Origin of the sequence: Kribbella sp. NPDC004875 (genome assembly GCF_042873375.1) — a bacterium.
Lineage (GTDB): Bacteria > Actinomycetota > Actinomycetes > Propionibacteriales > Kribbellaceae > Kribbella.
On sequence record NZ_JBIALI010000001.1, the window covers coordinates 71,003 to 86,275 of the forward strand.

Annotated in this window: 14 protein-coding genes; 6 read left to right on the plus strand and 8 right to left on the minus strand. The window is 69.1% G+C overall.

Translation table 11 applies throughout. From position 1 onward, the window contains the following. Positions 1-349 precede the first annotated feature (349 nt). Positions 350-1,141: a L,D-transpeptidase family protein gene (locus ACFYRH_RS00325; RefSeq protein ID WP_387765675.1), complete on the minus strand. Its 792-nt coding sequence runs from the start codon at positions 1,139-1,141 to the stop codon at positions 350-352. 91 nt (positions 1,142-1,232) lie between these two features. Between ACFYRH_RS00325 and ACFYRH_RS00330 the strand changes: the two genes are divergently transcribed. Beyond that, a complete protein-coding gene (locus ACFYRH_RS00330; protein WP_387765677.1) occupies positions 1,233-1,736 on the plus strand; it encodes an O-acetyl-ADP-ribose deacetylase in 504 nt (167 codons plus the stop codon). Between the two features lie 33 nt (positions 1,737-1,769). On the opposite strand, the gene ACFYRH_RS00335 is transcribed toward ACFYRH_RS00330, so the two are convergent. The 3 genes from ACFYRH_RS00335 to typA all read right to left on the minus strand — a co-directional run bounded on the left by ACFYRH_RS00335 (position 1,770) and on the right by typA (position 6,098). Continuing rightward, entirely contained in the window at positions 1,770-2,363 is a 594-nt protein-coding gene (locus tag ACFYRH_RS00335) for a L,D-transpeptidase (protein WP_387765680.1), read from the minus strand. Positions 2,364-2,579: 216 nt separating this feature from the next. Beyond that, entirely contained in the window at positions 2,580-4,232 is a 1,653-nt protein-coding gene (locus tag ACFYRH_RS00340; protein ID WP_387765683.1) for a glutamate--tRNA ligase, read from the minus strand. Positions 4,233-4,235: 3 nt separating this feature from the next. Continuing rightward, the gene (gene typA / locus ACFYRH_RS00345; RefSeq protein WP_387765686.1) at positions 4,236-6,098 is read right to left on the minus strand and encodes a translational GTPase TypA; all 1,863 of its coding nucleotides are present in this window, start codon (positions 6,096-6,098) and stop codon (positions 4,236-4,238) included. Positions 6,099-6,361: 263 nt separating this feature from the next. Here typA and ACFYRH_RS00350 point away from each other — a divergent pair, with 263 nt between their 5' ends. Then, a complete protein-coding gene (locus ACFYRH_RS00350) occupies positions 6,362-6,997 on the plus strand; it encodes a TetR/AcrR family transcriptional regulator (protein WP_387765689.1) in 636 nt (211 codons plus the stop codon). Positions 6,998-7,021: 24 nt separating this feature from the next. Here the strand turns inward: ACFYRH_RS00350 and ACFYRH_RS00355 are convergent, their stop codons facing one another. Further along, complete coding sequence (locus tag ACFYRH_RS00355; RefSeq protein ID WP_387765692.1) at positions 7,022-8,029, minus strand: asparaginase; 1,008 nt, start codon at positions 8,027-8,029, stop codon at positions 7,022-7,024. Between the two features lie 114 nt (positions 8,030-8,143). Next, positions 8,144-9,136: a YgfZ/GcvT domain-containing protein gene (locus ACFYRH_RS00360; protein WP_387765695.1), complete on the minus strand. Its 993-nt coding sequence runs from the start codon at positions 9,134-9,136 to the stop codon at positions 8,144-8,146. A 111-nt stretch (positions 9,137-9,247) separates the two neighbouring features. On the opposite strand from ACFYRH_RS00360, the gene ACFYRH_RS00365 reads away from it, so the two are divergent. Next, positions 9,248-10,069 carry an LLM class flavin-dependent oxidoreductase gene (locus ACFYRH_RS00365; protein ID WP_387765697.1) on the plus strand — a complete coding sequence of 274 codons (822 nt, stop codon included), beginning with the start codon at positions 9,248-9,250 and terminating at the stop codon, positions 10,067-10,069. Positions 10,070-10,149: 80 nt separating this feature from the next. On the opposite strand, the gene ACFYRH_RS00370 is transcribed toward ACFYRH_RS00365, so the two are convergent. Continuing rightward, the gene (locus tag ACFYRH_RS00370; protein WP_387765700.1) at positions 10,150-11,529 is read right to left on the minus strand and encodes a cation:dicarboxylate symporter family transporter; all 1,380 of its coding nucleotides are present in this window, start codon (positions 11,527-11,529) and stop codon (positions 10,150-10,152) included. Positions 11,530-11,674: 145 nt separating this feature from the next. Here ACFYRH_RS00370 and ACFYRH_RS00375 point away from each other — a divergent pair, with 145 nt between their 5' ends. Both ACFYRH_RS00375 and ACFYRH_RS00380 read left to right on the plus strand, forming a co-directional pair. Continuing rightward, the gene (locus ACFYRH_RS00375) at positions 11,675-12,931 is read left to right on the plus strand and encodes a sensor histidine kinase (RefSeq protein WP_387765703.1); all 1,257 of its coding nucleotides are present in this window, start codon (positions 11,675-11,677) and stop codon (positions 12,929-12,931) included. Then, complete coding sequence (locus tag ACFYRH_RS00380; RefSeq protein ID WP_387765706.1) at positions 12,924-13,601, plus strand: response regulator; 678 nt, start codon at positions 12,924-12,926, stop codon at positions 13,599-13,601. Before ACFYRH_RS00375 ends, ACFYRH_RS00380 begins: the two co-directional genes overlap by 8 nt. On the opposite strand, the gene ACFYRH_RS00385 is transcribed toward ACFYRH_RS00380, so the two are convergent. Beyond that, positions 13,602-14,096 (minus strand): FABP family protein, encoded by a 495-nt coding sequence (locus ACFYRH_RS00385; RefSeq protein WP_387765709.1) that lies wholly within the window; start codon positions 14,094-14,096, stop codon positions 13,602-13,604. A 166-nt stretch (positions 14,097-14,262) separates the two neighbouring features. On the opposite strand from ACFYRH_RS00385, the gene ACFYRH_RS00390 reads away from it, so the two are divergent. After that, positions 14,263-14,625: a DsrE family protein gene (locus ACFYRH_RS00390; RefSeq protein WP_387765712.1), complete on the plus strand. Its 363-nt coding sequence runs from the start codon at positions 14,263-14,265 to the stop codon at positions 14,623-14,625. The last annotated feature ends 648 nt before the right edge of the window (positions 14,626-15,273 follow it).

Sequence of the window (15,273 nt, forward strand, 5' to 3'; positions counted from 1 at the left end):
CCCCGCCGCGGCCCCCGCCCGCTCTAGTCGTCCCGCCGCGGCCCCCGCGCGCGAGCCCCAGCCCGAATCCGCCGCTCGGCCAGCATCAGGGTCCCTGTCCAACCTCTGGTGACTCTGCACAGGAAATAACCTGTGCACACCCACGTCTAGGGGTTCACACTCCCCCCGGCCGTGCGGCGCGCCCGGCGTACCGCTGCTTCGGGCCGGCGTGCCGCGGCTTCGGGCCGGCGTATCGCGGCTGCGGGCAGCGCTCGGGGGTGTGCCCAGTCGGCGGTGGGCTTGAACACGTAATTGCCTGGGTTCGGCCCCCGGAAGGTGTGCACGGACCCAGGCGACCGCCCGGCAGAAGCTACGAGCGGTAGACGATCACCTTGTCGCCGACGTGGACCTCGTCGAACAGGACCTTGATCTTGGCGAGGTCGCGGACGTTGACGCAGCCGTGCGAGGCGCCGTTGTAGCCGCGGGCGGCGAAGTCCGACGAGTAGTGGACCGCCTGGCCGCCGCTGAAGAACATCGCGTACGGCATCTTCGAGTCGTACAGCTTGGAGACGTGGTTCCGGCTCTTCCAGCCGACCGTGAAGCTGCCCTCTCGGGTCGCCGTCTTCACCGCGCCGAAGCGGACGTCCATCTGCATCTTCACCACACCGTCGACGACGTACCGCAGTTTGCGGGTGGACTTGTCGATGCAGAGCGCCACACCGGTCGCGCAGCGCGCGTCGAGCTTCTTGCCCTCGACGACGGGCGCCGGCGGGTAGAGCTCGGCCTGGGTCGGCTCGTGGGTGACCTTGGCGAGTTGGTCCAGCGTGTTCTGGTCGACGTACCCGAGCTGGGGAATGCCCTTCGACTTCTGGAACTTCTTCACCGCGGAGCGGGTCATCGTCCCGAAGTCGTTGTCCAGGTAGCGCTTCTCGAGCAGCTTCAGCTGCACCAGGCGGGCCTCGACCTTGCGCACGTTCGTGCCGCTGGAGCCGTTCTTCCACAGCGCCTTCGGGTAGATCGGCAGCTCACCGCTGACCTGGAACGGCACCGTCTTCAGGTCCTGAGGCGTCGCGCTCGCACTGGTCCCGGAACTGAGGAGGGCAGCAATCGCCCCGCCGGCGACCAGCGTGGTCAGCACCTTGCGAATGATCGGCCCGCGCATCGGACACCCCTCTGGTAGCCCCGTTCCTACACTTGTAGGACGTCCTCACCGCCACATTGGTTGGCATCTCAGAGTACCGGAGGAACTGCGGATGGACATCGGTCTGAGCACCGCGGACATCACCACGGTGCCCGCTGACGCGATCGTGAACGCCGCCCACCACGCGTTGCGCGGCGGTGGCGGCGTCGACGGGGCGATCCACCGCGCCGGTGGGCCGGCGATCCTCGCGGAGCTGATCGAGCGCTACCCGAACGGCACCCCCACGGGTACGGCCGTGTGGACGACGGCCGGCGAGCTACCCGCGACGTACGTGATCCATGTGGTCGGGCCGAATTTCACCGCCGGTCAACGGGATCCGGAGCTGCTCGAGTCCTGCTACCGCAACGCGCTGCGGGTCGCGGACGAGCTCGGGGCCACGACGCTGGCGCTGCCCGCGGTGTCGGCCGGGATCTACGGCTGGCCGGCGCAGTCCGCCGCGGAGATCGCCGTACGGACGTTACGCGGTACGCCGACGAATGTTGCCGAGGCCACCTTTTGCCTGGTGGAACCCCGGCTGTACAAGGCGTTCCGGAACGCGACAGCGGCCGGGGAGTAGCTCCCCGGCCGCTGTCCGAACGTCAGTCGCAGCTCACTTGCTGTAGACGACGACCTTGTCGCCGACGTGCACCCGGCTGAACACCCAGGCGATCTTCTTCTTGTCGCGGACGTTCACGCAGCCGTGCGACGCGCCGTTGTACCCGCGGGCGCGGAAGTCCGACGAGTAGTGCACCGCCTGGCCCCCGCTGAAGAACATCGCGTACGGCATCTTCGAGTGGTACAGCGTCGAGACGTGGTTCTTCGACTTGCGGTAGACCTTGAAGACCCCGTTGCGCGTCGGCGTCTTGCTGGCGCCGAAGCGGACGTCCATCACCTGCACGGGCTTGCCGTTCACCAGGTAGACCAGCTTGCGGGTCTTCTTGTTGATGCACAGCACGCGGCCCTTGCTCATACAGCGCGAGTCCAGCCGGTACTTCTTCATCGCCGCGGACGACGACGTGCCGGCCTTCGGCTTCGCGGCGGCGGCCTTGGGCGGCAGCGCCACCGGTGCCGGCGCCGTGGCCGACTTCTGCGCCGACCCCGCGACCGCGGGCGCGGCCTGAGCCGAAGTAGTCGCCGTGAGCGCCCCGACACCCACGAACGCGGCGGCCGTCAGAGTCGCGCAGACCTTACGCAGAATGCCCATTTTTCCCTTGTCCTTCCCCCAAAGAGTGCTTCCACAAGACAGACGTCACCAGCTCACGTCTGGTTGGTAACAAGTCAGAACTTTCTTCCCCCGCCACCGACCGAGAAGTATCTATCACACCTGAACAGGCGTGGTCGCGCGGTGTGAGCCACCGTGTCCACTTCGTGCCCTACGTGTTTCCTGCCGGAGTCCCAGCGGCCCCATCAGCCCCAGGGGTCACCGATCGGCCAGTGCTCGCAGTCTGCGCAGGACTTCCGGAGCGCCGAGCGCCTGGGCCGTCGCGTGCAGGTCGGGACTGCGGGTCGCGCCGGTGATCGCGACGCGGACGAGCTGCGAGGCCTCGCGGATCGAGCCGACGTACGCGTCCGGATCCTTCTTGTACTCCTTGGCGTTCGGCGCGAAGCGATGCTTGCCGGCGAGCGTCCGGATCTGGTTGAACCACTCCTGCGGGTCGTCGAGGTGCTCGTAGTTCGCCACCAGGTCCTCGGCGAACGCGGCGACGACCTCCGGCGCGACACCGAGCGGAGCAAGCCGCTCGTCGCCCGGTCCGTCCACCGGCACGAACAGTTCCGGGAAGAAGAAGCCGTACGCCGATCTGAAGTCCGACCACTTCCGCAGGTCCTTGCGCGGGTTCTCGACACCGTCCCGCTCGACCGCGAGCGCCCGCAGCGCGAGCTCGGTCTCGTTGTCGAGCACGGGCACCAGCTCCGCGTCGTACTCCGTCGCCCAGGTCCGGACCGCGTCGAGGATCTGCCGGCCGCTCAGCGTCGCGATGTGGTCGGCGCTGATGTCCTCCAGCTTCACCAGGTCCACCAGCGGACCGGCGACACCGCACAGGCTCAGGTCGATCGGCGTCGACAACGCCTCCGCCAGCGGCACCTCCGCGAGCCGGCCGTTGGCCAGACCGCGCAGGTAGTACAGCACCGCGTCCGCGGGGTAGCCCGCGCCGATGTAGAAGTCGACGCCCGCCTCGGGGTCCTTCCGCTTCGACAGCTTCCGCTTCCCGCCGGGGATCTGCTTCATCAGCGGGGCGATGTGCGCATAGGTGATCGGCTCGAACTCGAGGGCCGCGAACAACTGCAGGTGCAGCGGCACCGACGAGATCCACTCGTCGCCCCGGATCACCAGGTTCACCCGCATCAGGTGGTCGTCCACCGCGTGCGCGAAGTGGTACGTCGGCAGCCGCGGCGACTGGTCCGAGGACTTCAGGATCACCGCGTCGTTGCGGTTCGCCTCGTGCTCGAGCCGCCCGCGGATCGCGTCCACGAAGCTGACCCGCTGCCCGTCGGCGTCGTCAGGGGCCCGGAAACGCACGACGTACGGCGCTCCGTCGGCCAGCTTGGCCGCGACGTCGGCCGGGTCGGCGTCGCGCCAGATCGCCCACTTGCCGTAGTACCCGGTCGGGACCTTCGACGCCTGCTGGCGGGCGGTGATGTCGGCGAGCTCGTCCTTGGTCGCGAAGCACAGGTACGCCTTGCCCTGGCGGAGCAGGTGCCGCACGTAGGTCAGGTAGATCTGCTCGCGCTCGGACTGCAGGTACGGCCCGTACGCGCCGTGGTCCTTGTCCTCGTCGGAGCTGATCCCGAAGTACTCGAAGGCGCGCGCGAACTGCTCGAGCGCGCCCTCGACCTCACGCGACTGGTCGGTGTCCTCGACCCGGACCAGGTACACCCCGCCGGTACTGGACGAGATGTCCCGGTCGATCATCCCGACGTACACGCCGCCGATGTGGATGAACCCGGTCGGCGACGGGCCGAGCCGGGTGACCTTCGCCCCGTCCGGCAGCTCGCGCCGCGGGTACCGGTCCTCCCAGTACTGCGGCTCCGGGAGGTCGCTCGGAAACAGTCCGTCGATCGCACGATCCGGCATCGCTCAGCCCTTCGACTTGCGGCCCAGCTTGGAACGCTCGATCTGTGTGAGGGCGACCTTGCGCATCCGGATCGCGTCCGGGGTGACCTCGACGCACTCGTCCTCGCGGCAGAACTCCAGGGACTGCTCGAGCGACAGCTTCCGGGCCGGCACCAGCTTCTCGAACTCGTCCGCGTTGGAACGGACGTTGGTCATCTTCTTTTCCTTGGTGATGTTCACGTCCATGTCGTCGGAGCGCGAGTTCTCGCCGACGATCATGCCCTCGTACACCTCGGTGGCCGGCTCCACGAACATGGTGCCGCGCTCCTGCAGGTTGATCATCGCGTACGACGTCGCGGCCCCGGCCCGGTCCGACACCAGCGAGCCGGACGGGCGCGTGCGCAGGTCGCCGAACCACGGCTCGTAGCCCTCGAACACGTGGTGCGCGATCCCGGTGCCGCGGGTGTCGGTGAGGAACTCGGTCCGGAACCCGATCAGGCCGCGCGCGGGGACCAGGAACTCCATCCGGACCCAGCCGGTGCCGTGGTTCGTCATCTGCTCCATCCGGCCCTTGCGGACCGCGAGCAGCTGCGTGACGGTGCCGAGGTACTCCTCCGGGCAGTCGATCGTCAGCCGCTCGACCGGCTCGTGGCGCTTGCCGTCGATCTCGCGGGTGACCACCTGCGGCTTGCCGACGGTCAGCTCGTAGCCCTCGCGGCGCATCTGCTCGACCAGGATGGCCAGCGCCAGCTCACCACGGCCCTGCACCTCCCAGGCGTCCGGACGCTCGGTCGGGAGCACCTTCAGCGACACGTTGCCGATCAGCTCGCGGTCCAGCCGGTCCTTGACCAGGCGGGCGGTGACCTTGGTGCCCTTGACCCGGCCGGCCAGCGGCGAGGTGTTGGTGCCGATCGTCATCGAGATGGCCGGCTCGTCCACCGTGATCAGCGGCAGCGGCTTGGGGTTGTCCGGGTCGGTCAGGGTGTCGCCGATCATGATCTCCGGGATCCCCGCGATCGCGACGATGTCGCCCGGTCCGGCCGAGTCGCCGGGGATCCGCTCCAGTGCCTCGGTGACCAGCAGTTCGGTGATCTTGACCTTCTGGATCGAGCCGTCGTGGCGGCACCAGGCGACCTGGGCGCCCTTCTTCAGCGTGCCTTCGTGCACCCGGACCAGCGCGAGCCGGCCCAGGAACGGCGAGGCGTCCAGGTTGGTGACGTGGGCCTGCAGCGGCGCGTCCTCGGTGTACTCCGGGGCCGGCACGTTGTTCAGGATCGTCTCGAACAGCGGCTCGAGATCCTCGGAGTCCGGCAGGCCGCCGTCCGCGGGCTGGTTCAGCGAGGCGCGGCCGGCGCGGGCCGAGGCGTACACGACCGGGAAGTCGAGCGCGCTCTGGTCGGCGTCGTGGTCGAGCAGGTCCAGGAACAGCTCGTAGGTCTCGTCGACGACCTCGGAGATCCGGGCGTCCGGACGGTCCACCTTGTTCACCACGAGGATCACCGGCATCTTCCGCGCCAGCGCCTTGCGGAGCACGAACCGGGTCTGCGGCAGCGGACCCTCGGAGGCGTCGACCAGCAGCACGATCGCGTCCACCATCGACAGGCCGCGCTCGACCTCGCCACCGAAGTCGGCGTGGCCGGGGGTGTCGATGATGTTGATCGTCATCTGCTCGCCGTTGGCCATCTTGTGCCGGACGGCGGTGTTCTTGGCGAGGATCGTGATGCCCTTCTCACGCTCCAGGTCACCGGAGTCCATCGCCCGCTCGTCGACGTGCTGATGGGCACCGAACGCGCCGGACTGCCACAACATCGCGTCGACGAGGGTGGTCTTCCCGTGGTCGACGTGGGCCACGATCGCGACGTTGCGCAGGTCGTTACGGACAGGCATGAAGGAGCGCTCCAAGTCATCGGGGGTTCAGGCGGTGGCTACGGCTGGTTTCACGTGCCACTCGACACAGGGCGCAGCATCCACATCCTACCCGGCGCGGCTGCTGTCCAGAAAACGGCAGAACCTTTGACATTTGTTGACTGGACGTCCAGTCTATAGAAGGCGCCTGGGGAGGGGCCGGAACAACGGGGGGTCAGTCCCGAGGCGCCGGGCATGCGATGGGGGTAGCCCGGCGCTTCAGGACCTCGACCGGAAGAGGGAACGTGCCGCGTTCGGCGGTGGTGAACGAGGAGATGCGGGCGCGCTCCCGCGAGCGGATCCTGGCCGCCGCCCTGGAGGTCTTCGCCGCGAAGGGGTTCGAGGCCGCGTCGATCTCCGAGATCACCGCGACCGCCGGCGTCTCCCGCGGCCTGGTCGCGTACTACTTCGCCACCAAGGAGCAGCTGGCCGCCGAACTGCTGGACCGCTGGCTCGACGGCATCGCCGCGATCCTGAGCATCCAGGGCACCCCGGACGAGCGGCTGGCGGGCATCATCGACGGCGCGCTGATGGCGGCCGCGACCACGCTGCCGATCCAGCGGCTGGCGATCAGCCTGATGATGCAGCCCGGTACGCACGACGTGTTCGCCCGCGTCGAGCAGGCCAAGTCGGACCGGTTGTCCCTGGTCGAGGACGCGATCCGGGACGTCTTCGCGGCCCGCGGCGCGACCGACCCGGCCGTCGAGGAGATGTTGCTGCGGGCAACCTTGGAGGGCGTGACCGTCAAACTCGCGATCTACCGCGAGACCTTCCCCCTCGAGGCGATCCGCCGGCGCCTGTACGCCGGCTACGCCCTGCCGGCCCCGCCGGCACCACTCCCGGTCCCGTCGCCGGCCGTCGACCGGCTACGGGCGAAGTAACCGACCTGAACAGCTCAGTGCGGGTCAGCCGAAGACGTTCGCGTTCGCGCGGACGTCGCCGACGCGCACTCCGCCGCCCAGCACCGGAAGCGTGATGTGGCGCTCGATGACGTCGCCGTCGATGCCGAGCTGCCGAAGTACCGCGGCCAGGACGACCTCGCGGGCCCGCTTGGCGCCGTCACCGTCCTCGATCTTGATCGCGATGCCACGGCCGTCGGCGAGACCTGCGGCGTACACGCCCTCGGCACCGACCTTGCAGAACAGCCCGTCGACGTGCCGCATGAAGTCGGTCTCGTCCCGCCTGGTCCCGCTGGCGTACTCCGGGTGCGCCCGGAACGCGTCCGCGACCTGACCTTCGAAGGTGTCCGGGGCGGCCGCGGCGAACAGGCCGAACGAGCGCGCCAGACCGGCGAGGCTGAGGGCGAAGATCGGCGCGCCACAGCCGTCCACGGCGACGTACGACACCTTCTCGCCGGCCGTGTCCTCGATGGCGCCGCGGATCTCCTGCTGCAGCGGGTGCTCAGGCGAGCGGTAGTCGTCACGTCCCCAGCGGGCCTGCGGGTCCTGCTCGGTGGCCGGATCGTGGATCGGCCAGCCCTTCAGGGTGCTCGTCAGGATCTTCGCGGCGTGCTTGCCGGAGCAGTTCATCGCGATGCGCTCAGGGGCGCGGTCCGCCCGGATCCACGCGTCCCGAGCGTCCTCGTCCACCGGGTACGCCGTGGGTGTGCGCAGCGCCGACTCGTCGAGCCCGGCCTCCGCGAGGATCTTCCGGACGCCGTCCAGGTGGAACTGCTCGCCCGAGTGCGAGGCGCCCGACAGCGCGAGCAGCTCCTCGGTCAGCGGCAGACCGTTGCGGAGCATGGCGAGGGTCTGCATGGGCTTGTTGGACGAGCGCGGGAACATCGGCTGGTCCACGACGCCGACAGCCCGGTCCACGCTGCCGTCGGGGTTCGTCACCACGACGGAGCCGCGGTGATGGCCTTCGACGAAACCGCTGCGGACCACGTCGGCCAGGATCACAGGTTCGGTCACGGCTGAACTGTACAGGTGCAAAACACTCAGTTGCGAGTGATCCTAGGCACCCTCAGAGACCCGCGGCTCCGTCGATCTGCTCATCCGGCCGGGGAGCGCGGGAGTCGGCGCCTGTCACAGGCGGGAGCGTACGTGCAGGCCTGCCTCGGGGTCGACCAGGATCTCCTGGGTCGCGGTCACGGTGGGCTGGTCCTCGGCGACGACCTCCAGCACGGCGGCCGGGTCGACGTTGCGCTTCACCAGCGCCAGCGCGATGGGGCCGAGTTCGTGGTGGCGGGCCGCGGAGCCGATGAAACCGACCTGCTTGTCACCCGCGCGGACGACGTACCCGTGCGCGGGGAGATGGTCGACGGAACCGTCGAGGTGCAGGCGGACCAGGCGGCGCGGCGGACGGCCGAGGTTGTGCACGCGCGCGACAGTCTCCTGCCCGCGGTAGCAGCCCTTGTTCAGGTGGACGCCGAGGCCCAACCAGCCGAGCTCGTTCGGGATCGCGCGCTCGTCGGTGTCCAGGCCGAACCGCGGGGCGCCGGCCTCGATCCGGAGCGCCTCGTACGCCCAGATCCCGGCGGCCGGGCCTTCGAGACCGGCCAGCTCCGCGCGCGGCAGGAACACCTCATGCCCGCCGAGCGAGTCCTCGCCGGTGCGGGTCAGGTGCTCGCCGCTCGCCGGCCCGGGACGCCAGACGATCGCGTAGTCGTCGGTCACGTCCGCGATCTCGACGCGGGACATGAACACCATCTTCCGCAGCCAGTCGACCAGCGCCTCGGCCGCACCCGGCTCGGTGTGCAGCCAGAATGTTTCGCCGTCGTCGACGCCGTACATCACGTGTTCGACGTGCCCGGTCGGCGAGAGCAGCAGGGCCGTCGTCGAGGCGCCGGGCTTGAGCCCTTCGAAGTACTGCGTGGTCAGGGCGTGCAGCCAGGTCAGCCGGTCCGGGCCGGTGATCGTGACCACGTCGCGGTGCGACAGATCGACGAACGCCTCACCGGCGACCAGCGCCCGCTGCTCGCGCAGGTCGGAGCCGTAGTGCGCCGCGACCCCGGCGTCGAGTCCGTCGGCCTCGACCGCGCCGGGCCGGTCCAGCAGGGGGCTGCGCTTACGTGACATGTCACCAGAGTACGTCGCGTGGCGTACGGCGAACGCCTCCCGTCGTGGGATGTGGACAGACCCGGTGTACGGCGAGTCTGGAGTCATCACAACGACGGAGGGAGCAGGGCGATGAGCGACAGGCGATTCCGGTTCGGCGTGGTCGGCAGCCCGACGACCGGTGAACAGTGGATGACGACCGTACGCCGGGCGGCCGAACTCGGGTACTCGACCGTGCTGATGCCTGACGGGCTGCAACTGCCGTCGCCCTTCCCGTCCCTCGCGATGGCCGCCGCCGTTGCGGACATCCGCGTCGGTACGTTCGTCGCGGCCGCTCCGTTGCGGACCCCGCGGGCAGCTGCGTGGGAGGCGCACACGCTGACGGTGCTGACCGACGGGCGGTTCGAGTTCGGCATCGGGACCGGGCGGCCGGTCGCAGAGCAGCAGACCGCCGAGATCGGGCTGCCGTGGGGATCCGCGAAGCAACGGCGCGACCAGGTACGCGAGACCCTGGAGCAGCTCGAGAAGCTCGACGGGGACCGTCGTACGCCGATCATGCTGGCGGCCGGCGGACCACGGGCGCTCGCCCTCGCGGCGGCCCGTGCCGACATCGTGTCGCTCGCCAAGGACGCGATGACGCCGCGCGCGGAGATCGCTCAGCTGACCAAGGACCTTCGGGAGCTGGCCGGAGCGCGGGCCGACGACATCGAGCTGGCGATGAACCTGTTCGCCGCGGGGACCCGGGAGCTGCCGCCGTGGACCAAGCGCGCGGCGGGCGTCGAACCCGAGGAGCTGGAGGCGAGTGACTCGCTGATGCTGCTGCGCGGTACGCCGCAGGAGATGGCCGACGAACTGCAGCGGCGCCGGGACGAGTTCGGAGCGTCGTACATCAGCGTGAACGCGACGTACCTCGAAGACCTGGCCCCGGTCGTCGAACTCCTCACCGGCAAGTAGGTGGCCTGCCCCACGAGTTGGTGGGTTGCCCCCTCGGAATTCGAGGGGGCAACCCACCATTTGAGGGGGCAGGAAGGTGGCTAGGCGTCGGTGGGGCGGGCCTCGACCGCGACCGGCTCGGGGGCCGGCGCGTCACCGCCGTGGGTGTCACCGGCGGCGAACGCGACCTCGTCGAACGGGTCGTTGCCGGCGAACACCTGACGGGCCTGCTCCTTGTCGAACTCGCCGACCCAGTGACCGACCAGGACCGTCGCGACCGCGTTGCCCGCGAAGTTCGTCAGCGCGCGGGCCTCGGACATGAACCGGTCGATCCCGACGATCAGACCGACGCCGTCGACCAGGTCCGGACGGTGCGACTGCAGCCCACCGGCCAGCGTGGCCAGACCGGCTCCGGTCACACCGGCAGCGCCCTTCGAGGCGACGATCATGAACAGCAGCAGGGAAATCTGCTGACCGATCGAGAACGGCTGGTCCATCGCCTCCGCGATGAACAGCGACGCCATCGTCAGGTAGATCGCCGTACCGTCGAGGTTGAAGGAGTAGCCCGTCGGGACAGTGATACCGACGACGGACCGGTCGACGCCGAGATGTTCCATCTTGCCGATCAGCCGGGGCAGGGCGGTCTCGGACGACGAACTGGACACGATCAGCAGGAACTCCCGGCCCAGGTACCGCAGCAGCTGGAAGATCGACAGCCCGGTGACCACGCGGAGGATCGTGCCGAGGACGACGACCACGAACAGCAGACACGTGATGTAGAAGGCCAGCATGATCTTGCCGAGGCTGACCAGCGCGTCCCAGCCGGTCGCGCCCACCACGGCCCCGATCGCACCGAACGCACCGATCGGCGCGGTCCACATGATCATCGACAGGATCTTGAACACGAGCCGCTGGATGTGACCGATGCCGGTCAGGATCGGCTGACCCTTGGAACCCATCGCCTGCAGCGCGAAGCCGACGAGCAGCGCGACCAGCACGGTCTGCAGGACCTCGCCCTCGGTCAGCGAGGACAGCAGCGACTTCGGGATGATGCCGAGGATGAAGTCCGTCGTACTGGTGTGCGCGCCGGCGGCCTGCTTCTGGCCGGTCTCGCGGAGCTTGTCGGTCAGGTTCAGGCCCGAGCCCGGCTGTACGAGGTTGCCGACCACGAGGCCGATGGCGAGCGCGACCGTCGACATCACCAGGAAGTAGACGAGCGCGAGGCCGCCGACCTTGCCGACGCTGGCGGCCTGCCGGACCGAGCCGATGCCGAGCACCAGGGTGCAGAAGATGATCGGGCTGATCAGCATCTTGATCAGATTCACGAAGCCGGTGCCGAGCGGTTTGAGCTCGACCGCGAAGTCGGGGAACAGGAAGCCGACACCGATACCGAGCAGGACGGCGACGATGACGGCGATGTAGAGGAAATGGGTCCGGTCGTTGCGGACCGGAGTCGGGCGGGGTTCGGTCGGGCTCGACATGGTGGGACTCCCTGTATCGGCCTGGCGGAGGGGTGGGTTGGGTACGTCGTGAGCACGCTCACGAGTACCTGGTGAGTAACTGTGACGTGACGCACAGGAGAAGCGCGCGTTTCGTTCATATCGTTCGCGGTGCACACTGTTCGGCATGAAACCTCGGCCGTGGGAGCTGCGTCGTCAGGTCCTGTGGTTGCAGTCCGTCACGGTCACAGTACTCATCGCGATGGTCTGGATCACGATGGTGAGCCGTTCCCGCGCGCAGGCCCTGCGGGACGCCGCGGCGTCGGGGCTGGCCGCACCGACCTGGTGGGAGCTGGTCCGGCTCGACCTACGATCCATGCTCGGCATCGCCAGCCTGATGCTGGGGGTCGCGATCGCCGGAAACGCGCTCGTCACCTGGCGGGTACGCCGCGCGACGCGCGGGATGGGCACGCAGTCGCTGGCCCGCATGCTCGATTTCTACGAGGGCGTGCTGCATGCCGCGCGCGAAGGACTGATCCTGCTCGACCTCGAGGGCCGCGTGCAGCTCGCGAACGACGAAGCACTCACCCTGCTCGGACTGCGCGCAGTCACCCCCGGGACTCCGCTGGAGGAGCTGCACCTCGGCGCTCCCCTGGCCGAACTGCTCGTCACCGGAAGGACGGCGTACGACGAACTGCACCTCGGAGCGCAGGGTGTGGTGGTCGTGAACCAGCAGCCGTCCGGGCGCGGGCGGATCGTCACGCTGCGGGACCACACGCAGCTGCAACGGTTGCTCGGCGAGCTGGACGCCGTACGGAGTTTGGCGGAATCGCTGCAGGCACAGAATCATGAGGCCTCGAACCGGCTGCACACAGTGGTCAGCCTGATCGAGATCGGCAGGCCGGAACGGGCCCGGGAGTTCGCGGTGTCGGAGTTGCAGTTCGCGCAGGCGATGACGGATCGCGTCGTCGGTACGGTCGGCGATCCGGTGCTCGCCTCGTTGCTGCTCGCGAAACTGGCGCAGGCGCAGGAGCGTGGCGTCGTACTGACGCTCGACCTCGGGCAAGAGGCATTGAGCACCCGGCTGCCCGCGCAGGACGTGGTGACCGTGGTCGGGAACCTGCTGGACAACGCGATCGAGGCCGCGCGCGGTGGGCCGGCACCACGGAAAGTGGAATTCCGGGCCGCGACGACCGCGCACGCGGTGGATCTGATCGTGACGAACACCGGCGCCGAGTTGGGGTCGGTGGAGTTGGCGCACATGTTCGAGCGCGGGTGGACGACCAAGGCCGAGCCGGGGCATGGATTGGGGCTCGTGCTGGTGCGGAGCACGGTCGAGCGATGGCAGGGTTCATTGATGGTCGATCCGGATTCCGAGCTGGACGACGTACCGGCGCTGACCGTGCGGGTGCGGCTGCCGCGGGCGGTGAGTGCGAGTGCCTGAGCTCCGGGTACTCGTCGTCGAGGACGACCCCGTCGCCGCCGAGGCTCATCGCACGTACGTCGAACGCCTCGGTGGGTTCACGTGCGTCGGAGTGGCCGGAACCGCGGGACGGGCGCTGCAGGTGCTGGCCCGCGGCGAGATCGACCTGGTGCTGCTCGACATGCACCTGCCGGACGGGCACGGGCTGGACGTGGTCCGGCGGATGCGTGCTCTCGGCAACCAAACCGACGTGGTCGCGGTGACGTCGGCGCGCGAGGTCGCTGCGGTGCAGGCGGCGGCGCGGATCGGGGTCGTGCAGTACGTGCTGAAACCGTTCGCGTTCGAGACGTTGCGGGACCGGCTGTCGGCGTACGCCCGTCAGCGCCGGGCCGGCGACGCGGGCCAGGTCGTCGCGGACCAGGACGAAGTCGACCGGTTGTTGCATCCAGCAACCGTCTCGTCGGTGCCCAAGGGGCTGGTCGGGTCGGTACTGGATCGCGTGGTGCAACTGCTGGGCGATCGCGAGGGCTGGACAGCCGAAGAGGTCGCCACGTCGCTGGGCACCTCGCGGATCACTGCCCGGCGCTACCTCGAGCACCTGGCGGACCAGGGGCAGGCGCTGCGGACGCAGCGGTACGACGGACGCAGCGGACGGCCGAAGGTCGAGTACTCCTGGGTCGCCGAGAGCTGATCAGGAGCGGACGAGGGTCGCCCACAGGTGGGGCTGCAGGGACTGGCCTTCGGCGGCCATGTCGTACGCCCACAGGAGCTCGCCGTTGACGAGGCCGTAGAGGCGGTGGCCGGCGGTGACTTCCTTGGCGGTGACGGTGCGCGCGACGACATCCGTCTGCAGTTCGATCTTCGCGCCGTCGATGTCGCCGTACCAGATCTCGGCGATGCCGGTCGGGTGCGCGAGGATCACCTCGACCTTGTTGTCGGGCTGCGGGCGCCAGAAGCCGGTCTCGACGGCCAGCGGGCGCTCCTTCGTACCGTCCTCGCCGACGACGAACGTCTGGCTGACGTAGTGCAGGTACGGCTTCCCGTTGTGGGTGAAGTCGATCTGCTGCCCGAACTCGAACTTCTCGATCGTCGGGTAGTCACCGTGCCCGCGGCCCTCCCAGCGGCCGAGCAGCCACGCGAGCGGGATCAGGTCGGGGTGCAGGTCCTGCGGGATCTCGAACGCCATCGGATCACTCAGCTCGCGTTGCGGCCGCGGTACAGCCGGTAGACGACAAACGCCGAGAACCAGCCCATGAACACACAGACCAGGACCAGCAGGGTGGTGAAGACGACGTGCAGCACGTTGGTCAGTCTAGAGGATGGGTACGCCGACCTTCGGCTACCGTGGCGTGATGTCCCGCACGCTGGTGATCAAGTTGACCGCAGGCGCCGACGAACCCGAGCGCGCGAACCAGGCCTTCACGGTCGCCGCCTCCGCGGTCGCCGCCGGCGCGACGGTCTCCCTCTGGCTCACCGGCGAGGCCGTCTGGTTCGCCGTACCCGGCCGGGCCGAGACCTTCGACCTCCCACACGCCGCACCCCTCACCGACCTCCTGGGGGCGGTCCTCGAGGGCGGTCAGCTGACGGTCTGCACCCAATGCGCCAAACGCCGCGACCTCGCCGAGCCCGACCTCATCCCCCACACCCGCATAGCCGGCGCCCCCGCCTTCACCGAAGAAATCCTCACCGGAAACACCCAGGCAATCGTCTACTGACCCCCACCAGGCCCCGCCATCACCAGTCCGACGCCATCTTCCCGTCAGCTCCGGCAACCACTCGCGGCGACTTGAGACAAGAACTCGTGGCGCCGTGACACAGGAAGTGGTGTCTGGAGACTTGCTATTTCCTGTCCCCAGACACCGCTCGGCATCCCCAGTCCCCAGCCCCACCGCCGCCCCCGACTGGCGCGCCGACACCGCCAACGCCGACGGTCACCGCCACTGCCGGGCACCAACGCCGACGGCTACCGACGCTCGCGGCTACCGACGGCTGTCGACGGTGCCGAGCGCCGACGGGTAGCGCCTACCGGCGCCAACTTCCCGTGAGCCCCGGCACCCGCCCGTGGCGACTTGAGACAGGAACTCGTGGTGACCTGACACAGGAAACGGTGCCTTGAGACCTGCTATTTCCTGTCCACAGACACCGGTTGGCATCCCCAGTCCCCAGACCTGCCGCCGATCCCGACTGACGCGCCGACGACCGCCAACGTCGACGGCCACCGACGCTGCCGGGTGCCGACGCCGGCGGCTACCGACGGGTGCGAGCGCCGACAGGTGGCGGCTACCGACGCCAGCAGGTGCCCACGCTGGTGGGTGCCGACGGGTGGTGGGTGGTGGGGGTTGCTGCCGGTGGTGGAGGTAGCT